This window comes from Cognatundibacterium curvum (assembly GCF_014284235.1).
Lineage (GTDB): Bacteria > Pseudomonadota > Gammaproteobacteria > Burkholderiales > Burkholderiaceae_D > Undibacterium > Undibacterium curvum.
Window position 1 is genome coordinate 1 of the sequence record NZ_JACOGD010000006.1, and the last position, 14626, is coordinate 14626.

General features: G+C 50.7%; 12 protein-coding genes. 6 read left to right on the plus strand and 6 right to left on the minus strand.

What is annotated here, in order from left to right; all coding sequences use genetic code 11:
* Window positions 1–397 precede the first annotated feature (397 nt).
* The 5 genes from H8K43_RS11910 to H8K43_RS11930 form a co-directional block, all read right to left on the minus strand.
* Entirely contained in the window at window positions 398–2926 is a 2529-nt protein-coding gene (locus H8K43_RS11910; RefSeq protein ID WP_186904051.1) for a DUF1631 family protein, read from the minus strand.
* Between the two features lie 171 nt (window positions 2927–3097).
* Window positions 3098–5677 (minus strand): DNA topoisomerase III, encoded by a 2580-nt coding sequence (locus tag H8K43_RS11915; protein WP_186904052.1) that lies wholly within the window; start codon window positions 5675–5677, stop codon window positions 3098–3100.
* Between the two features lie 164 nt (window positions 5678–5841).
* Window positions 5842–6306: a Smg family protein gene (locus H8K43_RS11920; protein WP_186904053.1), complete on the minus strand. Its 465-nt coding sequence runs from the start codon at window positions 6304–6306 to the stop codon at window positions 5842–5844.
* A gap of 106 nt (window positions 6307–6412) precedes the next feature.
* Entirely contained in the window at window positions 6413–7525 is a 1113-nt protein-coding gene (gene dprA / locus H8K43_RS11925; RefSeq protein WP_230403894.1) for a DNA-processing protein DprA, read from the minus strand.
* Window positions 7526–7544: 19 nt separating this feature from the next.
* On the minus strand, window positions 7545–8660 hold the full coding sequence (locus tag H8K43_RS11930; RefSeq protein WP_186904054.1) for a LysM peptidoglycan-binding domain-containing protein: 1116 nt from the start codon (window positions 8658–8660) through the stop codon (window positions 7545–7547).
* A 154-nt stretch (window positions 8661–8814) separates the two neighbouring features.
* Between H8K43_RS11930 and def the strand changes: the two genes are divergently transcribed.
* The 4 genes from def (at window position 8815) to H8K43_RS11950 (ending at window position 11680) form a co-directional block, all read left to right on the plus strand.
* Window positions 8815–9342: a peptide deformylase gene (gene def, locus H8K43_RS11935; RefSeq protein ID WP_186904055.1), complete on the plus strand. Its 528-nt coding sequence runs from the start codon at window positions 8815–8817 to the stop codon at window positions 9340–9342.
* Complete coding sequence (gene fmt, locus H8K43_RS11940; RefSeq protein WP_186904056.1) at window positions 9339–10295, plus strand: methionyl-tRNA formyltransferase; 957 nt, start codon at window positions 9339–9341, stop codon at window positions 10293–10295. Before def ends, fmt begins: the two co-directional genes overlap by 4 nt.
* Before the next feature lie 84 nt (window positions 10296–10379).
* Window positions 10380–11108 carry a hypothetical protein gene (locus H8K43_RS11945; RefSeq protein WP_186904057.1) on the plus strand — a complete coding sequence of 243 codons (729 nt, stop codon included), beginning with the start codon at window positions 10380–10382 and terminating at the stop codon, window positions 11106–11108.
* Window positions 11109–11110: 2 nt separating this feature from the next.
* A complete protein-coding gene (locus tag H8K43_RS11950) occupies window positions 11111–11680 on the plus strand; it encodes a FlgO family outer membrane protein (RefSeq protein WP_186904058.1) in 570 nt (189 codons plus the stop codon).
* A 75-nt stretch (window positions 11681–11755) separates the two neighbouring features.
* Here H8K43_RS11950 and nhaR read toward each other — a convergent pair whose 3' ends face one another.
* Window positions 11756–12655 (minus strand): transcriptional activator NhaR, encoded by a 900-nt coding sequence (gene nhaR / locus H8K43_RS11955; RefSeq protein ID WP_186904059.1) that lies wholly within the window; start codon window positions 12653–12655, stop codon window positions 11756–11758.
* Window positions 12656–12878: 223 nt separating this feature from the next.
* Between nhaR and H8K43_RS11960 the strand changes: the two genes are divergently transcribed.
* Together H8K43_RS11960 and H8K43_RS11965 are read left to right on the plus strand one after the other, a co-directional pair.
* The gene (locus H8K43_RS11960; RefSeq protein WP_230403895.1) at window positions 12879–13565 is read left to right on the plus strand and encodes a Bax inhibitor-1/YccA family protein; all 687 of its coding nucleotides are present in this window, start codon (window positions 12879–12881) and stop codon (window positions 13563–13565) included.
* A 3-nt stretch (window positions 13566–13568) separates the two neighbouring features.
* Window positions 13569–14528, plus strand: coding sequence for a TerC family protein (locus H8K43_RS11965; protein ID WP_222611028.1), 960 nt, complete (start codon window positions 13569–13571; stop codon window positions 14526–14528).
* Window positions 14529–14626: the final 98 nt, after the last annotated feature.

A 14626-nucleotide genomic window follows, 5' to 3' on the forward strand; every position in this document is an offset into this window, starting at 1 on the left:
TCTGTCTGTCGCTCACTCAAAATACTGACAGTTCAATTCTCTGAATTGTTACCAACTCTGAAAATCGTCTTGTTTTATTTCTTGTGAAGCATTTGATATTTTTTAAGCTTGCCGCTCAGTTAAAAACCAAGCGGTGCGCTTTCATCAAGTGCTCACATTTATTGACTGTTAATTGTTAAAGATCACAGAATATTGAATTCTTTTCCTGCCTGCCTTGCGGCGTTTGCTTTGAATCGTTTTGTTCGTCAGCAGCAGAGAAACGAGATTATGAAGCTTAGCCCGCTTTGTGTCAACACCCTTCGATGAATTATGCTGAAATCCCTTAAAAGCAGGTTTTGAGTGTCTCGTCTTTGTTGAAATAGCAGGTGAGAACAGGCCTTGTGTTTAATGCAGCATGTCAGCCTGGATAGTTATCCTGTCCTTGTGATTCGAGATGGTCTGCAGTTCGTATCATCGTAGTAATGATGCGTTCAAATGCGGGACCCGTTTCTATCAGCCTTGCCTGACTACGACTGAATTGTTGCAGCAGATATTTCTGCTCTGCGATAACAGGTTCGCTCACGCCGGAAACACTGAGTACCAAAGCGCATGCATGCGGGTCGATCCAATGCAGACAGGCACGTCGGGCATTGCCCTCGTACTGTATTTCCAATGGCGTACCGGAAACCAGTTTATCCAGTATAGCCCTGGGATCAAATGACTTGCCCGGCTTTAAGGCGAGCGGAATTGCTGCAGCATCCGTGTTGTGTACTTCTGATTCCAGATAACGCACCGCTAAATCAATTTCTCCGGTTACTGCACTCAGGAAAGGACGGATCACTGCATACTCTCCGCTCAGGTCTCCTTCACTACATAGCAGCGGTATATGCCGGAGTAAGAGCGCAAACCGGTTCTGCAATTCCACCTGACTCAGTACCGTTCCACCTGTCGTCACCGTATTCAGGGCTTTTTGATGCGCATCGTTCAACCAGCCATACAGTGCATTTTGCTTAAAATTGTTCCAGTTAAGCAAATCCAACCCCTGCTGCAGACAACTCTTCAGTTCTGGCAATTTATCAGTCAGTAGTTGCCGATCCTCAATACTGGGTTTGGGCTGGATACTCCAGATGACATCCGGCACGAAGGCACAGAAGCGCTGCATTTGACTCTCACTCTGCCGCGCTGCCAGCAAAATTGCTCTTGCCCACTCCAGTTCCAGGAAATTTTTGAATTGCTGTGCAAGCGAAGTATCTGCCAATGGCCGCGAAATCAATAAAGAAAGCCGGTTCTGCTCCTGATAACGCAGCTGCGCTTCTTCTACCGACTTAACTGCCCGCCGGATCGCCTTATCCTGAACGCGCAATTCTTTCTCAACATAGATGTCGAAACGCGTATGAATTCTTTCGAATAAGCCCGGCACTTCACAATCATGTCGCGCCAGCGTCTTAAAGATTTTCGCAATTTCTGCTTCGAATTCACGTTCAGTGGCACGATGGGCAGTGACTGCCAGCATCACGCTCGAGATGCGGCTCAGCAGCAATCTGGCGGGATGCCGCGGTGCGAGCACGAAACTGCTATCCATCAAGGCTAATTGCAGGTAGAGGAATTGCAATCTGGCAAAGCTCTGCTTCAGTTCCGGTGTAATCAGCGTATCGGCAAACACACTCTCAAACAGCATGCTGACCACATCGATCATCATTTGCTGCTCAGGTTTATCGGTCAACGCACGCAAACTACGACGTTGCTCAACAAGTAAATTTCGCAGATCGCCGCGCGCATTACGCAATTCTGTCTGTTCTGTCACCCACTGTTTATGCATCTTGCCCAGCAGCTTCAGCAATACCGACTGGCTGGCAAAACGTTCCGATGCCAACATACCGGAACCGGCTGCTTCAGACTGCAATTCTTTCAGCAAAGGAAGGAGTGCAGCCGGAAAGCTCAAATCCTGGGCATTGTTGCTGGTGGCGCACTGGTTCAAGAACTGGGTATAACCTGATCCCTCAGGAAAGCGGCCGTCATCTTTACCGAAAATTCGTCGTAATACATCACCCAGTGCGAACTTGTCTGACTTCCAACTGAACTCACTGTCATTTAACTGTCCCTCATGATTCAGTTCTGCGCAAGCGGCACGTCCACGCTGCAGGCTGATAAAGTCCTTGAGACTGGGAACGGACGACATCGTCATTGCAGGAAAACCTGAAGCTGCGGCAACCACCGCTGCCCGGCCATAATGCGATGCCGAATTCGCAAATGCAGAATGTCCGAACTTCCCGGCGGGTGTATTCGATCCATCAGGGGCTTTATTCAGTCTCACTATCAGCTTGGCTTCCACGCCTTGTCGCGCCAAATCCGCATTCACTTGTTGATAAATATCAGAGATACTGCGGCCCAATGCTTCGCTAAGATGTATCACCATCAGATTTGCGATGTCAGCCTCAAAGCGCATACTCTCAATGGCCTGCTCTATACAGCGCGCAAAAATATAGGGACGGAAGGGATTTTCGCGTTCGCGTATATCTTCCTGACCAAACAAAGTGGAAATACGCAGATTCAGCTCATTTAACTGCTGATCTGCCTGATTACGTAACAAGGTAGTGATACTGTTGAAACGCAGCGTTTCTTCGAAGCGCATGGAATCCAGCAAAGACAAGGAATCTGCCTGCTGGGTCAGGATATTACTGGCTGGACGGAAATGTGCATAACTGGTTTCCAGACCCCGATCAAGCAACATACGCAAAAAGAACAACATTTTTTCCAGGATAGCCTGCCGCTTTTCCTGCAAGTAATAGCGCGTTTGAAAAACGGTTGCCTGCTCGACTGCAGACGAGCTGGAGCTGGCTTTAGCAAACAAAGCCTCTATCGCGTGTGGAATCAGATTTTCTATGGCAGCCTGAAAAGACTGTTCCAATACCTGTCGAGACGCAGCCAATACTTCGCGCGGCACCATACATTTCCCAATGCAAAATTGTTATTGAGAACAATATACCGAACAAGCTTAGGAATTAGCAAATTTTGCTGAGATAACTGTATGTTCCAGACTTCTCTGGCCGCAAAGCCGGGCCAGGGAGAAACCGCCGTCCGTAAGCTGACTGCTTGCGGACGACGGAGATGAAGAGAATCAGGCCGCTTTCTTTTTACGAACGGCTGTTTTTTTGACTGCGGCTGGCGCATCGGTCTCCGCCGCCACTGCTTTCGCCTTGGCTGTTTTTGCAGGCGCTTTAGCTTTGCGCTCTTCAAATTCAAAACCTATTTTGCCATCTTTAGCGCGCACCAAAAACGCCTTAAACGGACGACGGGTGCGCTGGGAAATGAAGCCAGGTAATAAATCGGTTTTTCCATCCACCAGCAATTTCACCATCTGTTCCGGCAAAATTTCCTGTTGCAGGATAATCCGGCCACTGCGGAAATCGCAGGCCTTAGGCTTAGCCACGGTTTTTTCACAAACATAAGCCAGACCCATTTCATACACACCACTGGCGCATTTAGGGCAAGGTCCCAAAGCGGTCTGCTGGGAAAAATCAACGCCTTCCGCATCCTCGTCATCATCCTGATTCTGACCAAAGTCGAATTCCAGCTTCAGATTATTGTGCTCGGTATCAGGAACGATTTTCAAAATCGCGGCAAAAGGTCTGCCCATTTTTGAGCGGAAGCCTTGTAAAGGTCCGATTTCTCGCTTAGCCAGCAGCTCTTCCACTTCAGCGACTTCAAACTGACGGCTACCCGGTACTTTGCTCATAGAGAAGCTACATTGGGTGCAGGCAAAGCGACGGTAATTCTCTTTGACGACGCCACCACAATGCGGACACGGGGTGTGCAGGGTCGCATAGTCACCGGGTATGGTGTCGTTGTCATATTCTTTGGCACGCTTGACGATGATTTGGGTCATCTGGGCAATTTCGCGCATGAATTCATCACGGCTGATTTTGCCTTTTTCCATTTGTGACAGCTTATATTCCCATTCACCGGTCAGCTCTGGCGACGTCAGCTCATCCACCCCTAAACCACGCAGCAAGGTCATCAATTGAAATGCCTTGGCCGTCGGCATCAGTTCGCGGCCTTCACGCAGCAAGTATTTTTCAGTGAGTAAACCTTCGATAATTGCTGCGCGGGTGGCTGGCGTACCCAGCCCTTTACCTGCCATCGCCTCACGTAATTCACCGTCATCGACCAGCTTACCTGCACCTTCCATCGCAGACAGTAAAGTCGCTTCTGAATAACGGGCTGGCGGCTTAGTGAACAGGCCGTGTGCCTGGACTTCTTCGGTAATGACTTTCTCACCTTTAGCCACCGGCACTAACGTGCCTTTGCCATCGCCGTCTTTTTCTTCCAGCGCTTCCTTGCCATAAATCGCCAGCCAGCCCGCCTGGGTCATCACCTTGCCTTCAGTTTTGAACTGATGGCCGGAAACTTCAGTAATGCGGGTCGTGACCTGGAATTCAGCCGCCGGGAAGAACACCGCCATAAAACGGCGTGTGACTAAGTCATACAATTTCTGTTCAGGCTCAGACAGATTTTTCGGCGCCTGGCCAGTCGGAATAATCGCAAAGTGATCACTGATCTTGCTATTATCAAAAATCCGCTTGTTCGGCTTGATCCAGCTATTCTTCAAAATCTGTGCCGCGAACTGCTGGTAATTATGATTTTCTGAAATATTTTCCAGTATCTGCTTCGTGGTTGGCAGATAGTCTTCCGGCAAATGACGGGAATCGGTACGCGGATAGGTTAAGACCTTATGCTTTTCGTACAAAGCTTGCGCCAGCCCCAAGGTATTTTTTGCAGAGAAACCGAATTTGGCATTCGCTTCACGTTGCAGGCTGGTCAGATCAAACAAAGCCGGTGCCATCTGGGTTGCCGGTTTGGATTCTTCACTGACATTACCCTGGCGACCACGGCATGCGGCGACAATAGACTCGGCTGCTGCTTTACTCCATAAGCGCTCGGCTTTCTTTTCCGTGTCATGCTCGTCTTTTTTGAAATTCGGATCAAGCCAGCGGCCTTCGTAAATCCCGGCGGCGCAGACAAATTCCGCACGTACTTCCCAAAAATCACGGGAAACGAATTTCTTAATTTTTTCTTCGCGTTCTACCACGATGGACAGCGTTGGCGTCTGCACACGACCGACCGTAGTCAGATAAAAGCCGCCTTCTTTAGAATTAAAGGCTGTCATCGCACGGGTACCATTGATACCAATGAGCCAGTCAGACTCGGAACGGCAGCGCGCTGCATCTGCCAGCGGCAACATGTCGGCATCACTGCGCAGCTTGTGGAAACCGTCGCGTATCGCGGTTGGTGTCATCGATTGCAGCCATAAGCGCTGCACTGGCTGTTTAGCCTTGGCATGCTGAGCGATCAGACGAAAAATCAACTCCCCTTCGCGGCCCGCGTCACAGGCGTTGATGAGTTGACTGACATCTTTACGCTTAATCAGCTTGGTCAGCACTTTCAGGCGCGACTCGGTTTTTGCAATCGGGTTGAGTGCGAAATGTGGCGGTATCATCGGCAAATGGGTGAAGCTCCATTTACCGCGTTTAACATCGTATTCTTCCGGAACCGTAATTTCCAGCAAATGACCGACCGCCGACGACAACACATAATCATCAGACTCAAAAAAGTCATCATGCTTGGTAAATCCTCCCAAAGCTTTCGCTATGTCAGCGGCGACAGAAGGTTTTTCGGCAATGATGAGCGTTTTTGTCATTTCGGAATTCTCGGATGGTTTGGTACTACAAATGTCGAATTTGCAACATTTATTGCAAAATAAGCGTAAGACTAACCTAAATTAGCGCGCAATAATAATCGGAGCTGGCAAGAAACCGCAATGCAGACCAGATTTTTGCGGGAAATCTTTCGTAAAAGAAAGGATTAATGTAAAAGCCGGGGTTCGTTGTCGTCATCTGACAACAATAACTCGTCAAACATTAACATGTCGGGCTCTGCGCCCTGACTCCACAGCATCATCAGCACGATAATGCGCAGCTTTTCCAAAGGCAGGGGAGACTCGTTCACTGCCAGCGCGCGCTCAATCACAATTTCACGCTGATGGAAACTCAATAAGCCTGCAGATTCCAGAAACTGTATAAAACCTATCGCCTGCGGACCCAGCACGTGCATTTCAGATTGCGCATAAATGCGGAAACCAGTTGATGTCTGTACCGGCATCTGTGCTTTATCAGAGGTGGTGGCGAGCCCGGTCAGCCAGTCTATCGCTTCAGAAATTTCATCTTCAGGAAAACCAACTGCAGAGAGTTTTTTGACCAGCGCCGCCGTATCGGGGCAAGCTTCGGGCCGATAATACGTTTCGTAGAGGTATACAAGAATATCAAACATGCGCCTACTGTATCCGTTGCTTTGCTCTGGCACAAGTCCCCGTGCACAGATTATATGTATCAAGTCAGCACTGCCCAGCGCGCAGCGCCAGCTTACTTCCAAAAAATTAACACAAACGCCTGACCAGCCCACCAGGCAAAGTCTCGACCATTCCGGATAATTCCAACTCCAGTAACTGCGCTTGCAAACTGGCCAAATCCATTCCTGTCCTTGCCCCCAGCTCGTCCAGCGGCACCGGGTCGTAGGCAAGCTGCTGTAGCAGTGCGCTGACTGGCTCCAAATCGCATGACGCTGGATTCAACACGGACGCAGCCCCTGAGGCAAATGATGCAGGCACAGCCGCATCGAACCAGGCCAGCTCTTCCAGAATGTCTTGCGCGGACTCCACCAGTTTCGCCCCCTGTTTAATCAACTGATGGCAGCCTTTGGCGAGCGGAGAATGTATCGAGCCGGGGATCGCAAAGACTTCCCGCCCCTGCTCCGCCGCCAGCCGCGCCGTGATCAGTGAACCCGATTGGGCGGCGGCTTCCACCACCAGTACTCCTGCCGCCAAACCAGAGATGAGTCGGTTGCGGCGTGGAAAATTCCCGGCGATGGCAGGCGTTCCAAGTGAGTATTCACTAATAATACAGCCTTTATCCGCTATGGCTTTTTCTAAATTCTTATGGCGGGCAGGGTAGATGATATCGACACCGGTACCGACTACCGCAATGGTGGACCCGCAATATGCTAAGGCCGCCTCATGCGCTGCGGCGTCGATGCCGGCCGCCATGCCGGAACTGATACAAATCCCGGCCTGTGAAAGATGCTCAGCAAACCAGCCAGCATTGCGCACTCCCTGCACACTGGCGTTGCGACTGCCCACCACACCCAGGCTGCGTGCGGATAACAGGTCGATACGGCCTTTCACATACAGCAGCAGCGGAGGATCAGGGATTTCCAGCAAAGTCGCCGGATAAGCAGCATCCGCGAGTGTAATCAGGTGATGGGAAGGGTTCTGTAGCCAGGTATCGGTTTGCTCCGCAAGACGTAACAAGGAAGCTGAGGCCGGTGCCAGCAATGCCTCTGCCAACCTGGGGGGGACGATAGCAGTCAGCTGTGTTGTGCTGGCTGCAAAAATTTGTGAAGGTAAGCCAAATGCTGCCAGCAAGCGTCGTGCTGTTTCCGGCCCGACGCCCTTGGTATGTTGCAAACGTAACCAGTAAAACCAGTCTGGCAACAAAACTCCTCCATTATGCTTACTGCGGAGACTGCGCGATATCTCCTACTTTCACAAAGTCTGTGACTTGCATCACCAGACCATAAGAAATCGTATCAAACACGCGGAAAATAAATACATGACCGTACTGCTCATCAGGTAGTTTGATGAGGCGATTACCATCAGTACGATCCTTCACTGTCGCCCCATAACGCTGCAATGACAACACGGTTCCCAGATCGATCCCATGTTCCCGGCCACGGTTAATCGTCACAATCTGGTTTTGCCCTGCGACCGACACACCGCCATACACACTGACTATCCTTGCCTTGATCTCATCATAGGGCGGATGCGGCACATAACTCAGAATAGGCGTTGGCGGAATCGGCAATAAGCGGTCGCCGACCGACATTTCCTCTTTCGAGTTTACTACGGTAAAGGTGTGCACATCACCATTCTCGTCACCTTCCCGGTCCAGCTTGACCGTTCCGACGAATGCGGCTTCATAACCGATGATATTCCCGCTTTCAGGATCTTTCAACGGAGTGCCGGGACGAAATACCTGGAATGAGGTCCCCCCCTCCAGATCACCCCGTACGTAGGCTTTTTCATTCTGACCCAGATTCACACGGCTTTCCGGAGCCGCCACGATACGCGGGGTACGTTCCAGCGTGTTCACGTCCACCACCATAGGCTGGGATAAAAATGGTTCAATTGCCGATGCCGGGATAGAGCGGATCGCATTTGCGCCCAAACCCTGCACACGCGCACGTGGCGATAATTTAACGGTAGCCACACCACCAACCATACCTTCACCCGATGCATTTGCCAGACGTAAACGCTGGTTGACGCGATCAAAATACACGATCTGTCCAGGATAGATCCAGTGCGGGTTACGGATATCTTCTTTGTTCATGCCCCATACTTGCGGCCAGCACCATGGATTTTGCAAAAAACGCGAAGAAATACCCCACAGCGTATCGCCGTTGACGACCACATGTTTGTCGGGCGCATCCGGCAGAAAGCTACATTTACTCTTGGCAGCGACGGCCTGAGCCTGTGCAATCGTCGCATCAGCCGGAGCCGCGTGAGAGACAGCGGAGACCAGAGGAAGGCCTGCAACGAGGAAGGCGGCGATTGTGCTAAACTTTTTCATGAACATTATCCGATGCAAAATGCTGCAATCCGCAAACTGGCGAGTAGGCACTAGCTTGCAAAACTTGCCAAATTGAATCAAATTCTGCCCATAAATCCTTGAACTAGCAAGAAAAACCGCGTAAACCTGTTTCCGGCTTGTTGCGAAAAATCTTATGTCTATACTAAATATTTTGTGTTATCCCGACCCACGTCTGCATACCGTGGCGAAACCTGTCACGGTATTCGATGACAAGCTGAAACAATTCATTGCCGACATGGCTGAGACCATGTACGACGCACCCGGTGTTGGCCTGGCCGCATCACAGGTAAATGTGCATGAACAAGTCGTCGTCATTGATGTTTCTGAGTCAAATGACCAGTTACAGGTGTTTATTAACCCTGAAATCACCTGGTCCAGCGAAGAAAAGCGTGTCTATGACGAAGGTTGTCTGTCCGTTCCTGGCATCTATGATGGCGTCGAGCGCCCGGCAGAAGTTAAGGTGAAGGCACTCGATGGCGACGGAAAACCGTTTGAAATTCATTGCAAAGACTTGCTAGCAGTCTGTATTCAACACGAAATGGACCACTTAAAAGGCAAGGTTTTTGTTGAATATTTGTCCCCGCTAAAACGTAACCGTATTAAAACAAAGTTACAAAAAGAAGAGCGCGAAAAACAACGGAATCAGGCTGGTCGTCGATGAAAGTCATTTTTGCAGGTACGCCTGAGTTCGCGGCAAGCGCGCTGGCAGCCATACACGCAGCAGGTTTTGATATCCCGCTGGTACTGACTCAACCTGACCGTCCGGCCGGACGAGGCATGCAATTGCAGGCCTCTGCCGTCAAACAATTTGCTCTCAGTCACAATTTGCCAGTGGCCCAGCCAGTCTCGCTGAAACTGGATGGAAAATTTCCGGAGGTGGCGCAAAGTGCCCATGAATTACTGCGCACTACCCCGCACGATGTCATGGTGGTTGCGGCCTATGGCCTGATCCTGCCGGTATCTGTACTCAGCATTCCACGCTTAGGATGTCTGAATATTCATGGCTCCCTGTTACCGCGTTGGCGCGGTGCAGCACCAATACACCGCGCCATCGAAGCAGGTGATGCCGAGACCGGCATCACGATCATGCAGATGGAAGCTGGCCTGGACACAGGTCCTATGCTGCTGAAACAAAGTATGCCAATACTGGACAGCGACACCACTGGCAGCCTGCATGACAAACTCGCCGCACTCGGTGCACAAATGATCGTCGATGCCTTACATGCCTTACAGCAAAATGGTCTGACTGCGACCGTTCAGCCTGAGGAAGGCGTCAACTATGCGGCCAAAATCAGTAAGGAAGAAGCAGCGCTGAACTTTACCCTGCCAGCCACTGAGCTGGCGCGTAAAATCCGTGCTTTTACCCCCTTTCCTGGCACCCATGCGCAATGCGCGGACCAGACCATCAAAATCTTCGCTGCCAGGGTCTTGCCGCATCAGGGCAATCTGGCACCGGGCAGCATACTGAGCGCCCATCCCCAGCAAGGTATCGTTGTCGCTTGTGGCAAGGACGCATTGCAACTGACCGAATTGCAAAAACCTGGCGGCAAACGCTTACCTGCTCAGGAATTTTTGCAGGGATTTCAATTTCCGGCTGACGCCAGCTTTTCCTGATTGTTCCTGAGGCGGTGCCGCAGCCCTGCGGCACCCACTGCACTGTTTGCAAATGCAGCAAAAAAACGACATTCCTGATCAGAAATGTCGTACCAGACCCCGAGTTCCCCCCAAAATTTTTGTTTATCTCTTAGTCGACTGCAAATTCTTTCGCTGAGGATACTAGTTGTTGTATTCTTCAAGGCGGATTCAGCGTCTGCACGCTATGCAGGGCTACGCCACTGTTTTCAGTTTCTCAGGAGTAAAGGTAAGCGGATGAAGAAATTTGTTCCCGTTGCTGTCGCAGCAATGCTGCTGGCGGGTTGTGCAAGCTCCAAATTCAGCAGCTATACGGAAGCAGGCACGACAAAAAATATGGATAGTCAAACCAGCGCGTCTAACTGGTTACTGATCGCCAAGGACGTGGCTGATCAAATCAAGCTGGGTACCGATAAAATCGGCGCGCCGGTATTTGTTACACCACCAGCCAGTCCCAGTAAGTTTGCTCAGGCTTTTTATGCTCAAGTTGTAACATCGCTGGTCAATCAGGGTGTGACTGTGCGTAAATTTAATGATGGCACGGCTCAAATTATTGATATCGACACTCAGTTAGTGCGTTTTGTCCCTGAAAAACAGGTCAACCGACGCTTTCTCGGTCTGACTTCGGCTTCAGGCAATGAAGTACAGCCTAACTATGAAGTTATCGTCACGACTTCGCTGGTGAAAAATTCACAATTTGTCGCGCGCCGCACAGATGCATATCCTGTCAATGAACACGATGCGTCTTTATACAACAAAGATACGGAATTCAAATTTAAAGTTATCGGGGGCTAATAATGATGAAAAAAATCGCACTTGCTGTCGGTTGCGGCTTAGTACTGAGCGCATGCTCGAATATGAACCTGCTGGGCAACCAGTCCGCCAGCTCTTCCACAGCACTGTCCTGGAAAGAAGCGGAAACCAATGAATTTATCCCAACCAACCAGAAAGCGGCAGCAGCACTGATCGCAGCAGCTGGTCCGGCTCTGGATAAATCACGACCGCTAATCGTGGCAACACTGGCCAACATCAACGCACTGGAAGAATCATCTCCGTTCGGCCGTATCGTCGCTGAACAGGTATCCGGCCAGTTTTCACGTTCCGGCTACCAGATGGTAGAGATGAAATTCCGCGATAAAGTATTCATCAAACAAAACGTCGGTGAATTACTGCTGACCCGCGAAATCAAAGAAGTCGCGACCAACCACAGCGCACAGGCGGTCATCGTCGGTACTTATGCTGAGAGTGAAAAAATGGTGTTCGTGAATCTGAAACTGATACGTCCGGGCGACAATATCGTGCTGAGCACCTACGACTATGCGGTTCCTATGGATCGCACCGTCAAATCCCTGTTAGGCCGCCGCTGATACGACGCGCTGCGCAAGGATGAAAGCCCGTCATGTGATGGTGGGCTTTTTTATGTCGCCGCCAACAGCAGGCTATCAGGGCAGCACTGCTGAACGGGCCGCCTCGCTGATGGCGAGTACCGCCGGATGGGTGATCTTACGCTGGATAGAAATCGCGTAAAACTGTTCCTGAATTTCAGGCGTTTGCCCTATCAACTCCACGTCATACTGACGCATCACTCTGTCCATGATCACCGTTGGCGCAGCAAACACCCCGGCGCCAGCCTGACCAAAGGCACTCATGAGCGCACTGTCATCAAATTCCCCTGTCACCTTAGGGTGCAATTGTTGCTGATCCAGCCATTGCAGCAAACGGCCGCGTAAGGCCGCATCTTCGCCGGGTAACAAAAATGGTGCACCATCCAGTAAAGCCGGAAAACTGTCCGGCAGGCTGGCGCGCAACGCAGCTGTCGCAAAAAAACTGATCCCGGATTCAGCCAGCAAATGGCTGTAACCGCGTACATTGGCGGTCACCGGCATAGGACTGTCCGACAACACCACATCCAGCTTATGCATCGCCAGTTCCGCTAACAGCAATTCCAGCTTGCCCTCGCGGCAGTTAATGCGCAAGGTCTGCGGCAGACTCATGGCTGGTTCCAACAATTGGTAGGCCACTGTCTTGGGTACCGCATCGGACACCCCGACCCGCAGCTGCACGGTACGCGCAGTCGGTCTGTGATGCAGCACTTCTTCCAACTCACGGCCCAAGGCGAAGATATCTTCTGCATAGCTGAATACCAGACGCCCCGCCTCGGTCAGCTCCAGGTTACGACCTTGCTTGCGAAATAAGGCTTCCCCCTGCATTTCTTCAAACAGCGCGAGCTGGCCGCTGATAGTTTGCGGCGTCAAATGCAGTTGTTCACTGGCGCGCGCGATGCTGCCGGATTTCGCCACCATCCAAAAGTAATGCAAGTGTTTGTAGTTTAAAGCTGGCATAAACAAGCAGGCTGAGACGAACAAGAAGGAAGCAAAAATCTAAGCTTGCACTGTGCAGATAGATTCAGCACGCGTAAAACATCGATTTTTACGAAGTATTTATCAATTATATTCGACTTTTCTTTCAATTTGCTTGCAACTAGACTGCAGCTACCTTCTGTTGGGAAGGGGAAGTCCTGTTCTTGGGAATATGTATGAGACTTCAACATTTCAGGAGAAAAGCATGAAAATCTTGAGCCGTTCGACTGCACGTGATGTGCAATCTGTCGACTATACCGATACCACCGCGAGTGACAGCCATAAGGTATTACGCAATACCTATATGCTGCTGTCGATGACACTGCTGTTTTCCGCGCTGACCGCAGGGCTCAGTGTGGCATTTGCAATACCGGGGCCGGGTATCATCATCACCCTGGTCGCCTATTTCGGCCTGCTGTTTGTGGTGACTAAATTACGTAACAGTGGCTGGGGTATTGCTGCTGTATTTGCGCTGACTGGCTTCCTGGGTTACACCCTGGGACCTATACTGAGTGTCTATCTGAAGATGCCAGGCGGCTCTTCCATTGTGATGACGGCCATGGGTCTGACCGGTCTGATTTTCATGGGTCTGTCCGCTTACGTGCTGGTCAGCAAGCGTGATTTCAGCTTCATGGGCGGCTTCCTGATGGCGGGCATGATCGTGGCACTGGTCGCGAGTCTGGGTGCGATTTTCTTCCAGATTCCAGCTTTGTCTCTGGCGATTTCCGGTGTGATGGTGCTGCTGATGTCAGGCATGATCCTGTTTGAAACCAGCAATATCATCCGTGGTGGTGAAACTAACTACATCATGGCAACCGTCAGCCTGTACATCACTATTTTCAACTTATTCACCAGCCTGTTGCAGTTGCTGGGATTTATGGAAAAAGAGTAAGCCATGATACATTCCGTCGCACAGCCCTGGATGTGGGCAGTATTTATCGTTTTTGTGTTAGCTATGTTAGCCGTCGACGTGTTTGCGCTGGGCGGCTCCAAGGCACATAAAGTCAGCGTCCGGGAAGCGGCGGGATGGTCCATCGTCTGGGTGGCACTGGCACTGGCCTTCGATTTCGGTCTGTGGATATATCTGAGCGAAACCGTGGGCCGTGAGCTGGCAACCGTCAAGGCGATGGAATTTTTGACCGGCTATGTGATAGAAAAATCTCTGTCGGTCGACAATGTCTTCGTGTTCCTGATGATCTTCGCGCATTTCAACGTACCACCGCAATATCAGCGTAAAGTCTTGCTGTACGGCGTACTGGGCGCAATCATCATGCGCATCATCATGGTACTGGCGGGCAGCTGGGTCGTAACACAGTTTTCCTGGGTACTGTATCTGTTTGGCGTATTCCTGCTGATTACCGGTTTCCGTATGCTGGTCAGCGTTGAACAGGAACCGGATATAGAAGCTAATCCGGTACTGCGCCTGGCGAAAAAAATACTGCCTTTTACCAAAGAATTTCATGGTGAAAAATTCAGCATCAAAGAAAACGGCAAACGCGTTTTCACGCCCTTGCTGCTGGTCTTGATACTGATAGAAATTTCAGATGTAATTTTTGCGGTGGATTCGATTCCGGCGATTTTTGCAGTGACGACCGATCCCTTCATCGTATTCACCTCGAATATCTTTGCCATCATGGGACTGCGTGCTTTGTACTTCCTGCTGGCAGATATGGCGGATCGCTTCCACCTGTTGAAATTCGGCCTGGCTTTTGTGCTGATGTTCGTCGGTATCAAGATGCTCATCGTCGAATGGATGCATGTACCGACCGGTGTCTCTTTAATGGTCATCGGCACCATTCTGGGCGGCTCTATCATCGCCAGCCTGTTTGTGACGCGCCATAAAAAACACAACTAAGTTCTGCCCATCCACGCTCGCCGCACACTGGCGGGCGTGGCACCTGATTCGCTTTAGATTCCATGTAGATTCCCTTTTGGCATATCTCTCTGTTGAGG

Bases quoted from the DNA above. Each gene is read 5' to 3' on its own strand.
- H8K43_RS11930 (WP_186904054.1), bottom strand. From the start codon at position 8,660: ATGAAAAAGTTTAGCACAATCGCCGCCTTCCTCGTTGCAGGCCTTCCT.
- H8K43_RS11950 (WP_186904058.1), top strand. From the start codon at position 11,111: ATGATGAAAAAAATCGCACTTGCTGTCGGTTGCGGCTTAGTACTGAGC.
- H8K43_RS11960 (WP_230403895.1), top strand. From the start codon at position 12,879: ATGAAAATCTTGAGCCGTTCGACTGCACGTGATGTGCAATCTGTCGAC.
- def (WP_186904055.1), top strand. From the start codon at position 8,815: ATGTCTATACTAAATATTTTGTGTTATCCCGACCCACGTCTGCATACC.
- fmt (WP_186904056.1), top strand. From the start codon at position 9,339: ATGAAAGTCATTTTTGCAGGTACGCCTGAGTTCGCGGCAAGCGCGCTG.
- H8K43_RS11965 (WP_222611028.1), top strand. From the start codon at position 13,569: ATGATACATTCCGTCGCACAGCCCTGGATGTGGGCAGTATTTATCGTT.
- H8K43_RS11920 (WP_186904053.1), bottom strand. From the start codon at position 6,306: ATGTTTGATATTCTTGTATACCTCTACGAAACGTATTATCGGCCCGAA.
- nhaR (WP_186904059.1), bottom strand. From the start codon at position 12,655: ATGCCAGCTTTAAACTACAAACACTTGCATTACTTTTGGATGGTGGCG.
- H8K43_RS11945 (WP_186904057.1), top strand. From the start codon at position 10,380: ATGTCGTACCAGACCCCGAGTTCCCCCCAAAATTTTTGTTTATCTCTT.
- H8K43_RS11910 (WP_186904051.1), bottom strand. From the start codon at position 2,926: ATGGTGCCGCGCGAAGTATTGGCTGCGTCTCGACAGGTATTGGAACAG.
- H8K43_RS11915 (WP_186904052.1), bottom strand. From the start codon at position 5,677: ATGACAAAAACGCTCATCATTGCCGAAAAACCTTCTGTCGCCGCTGAC.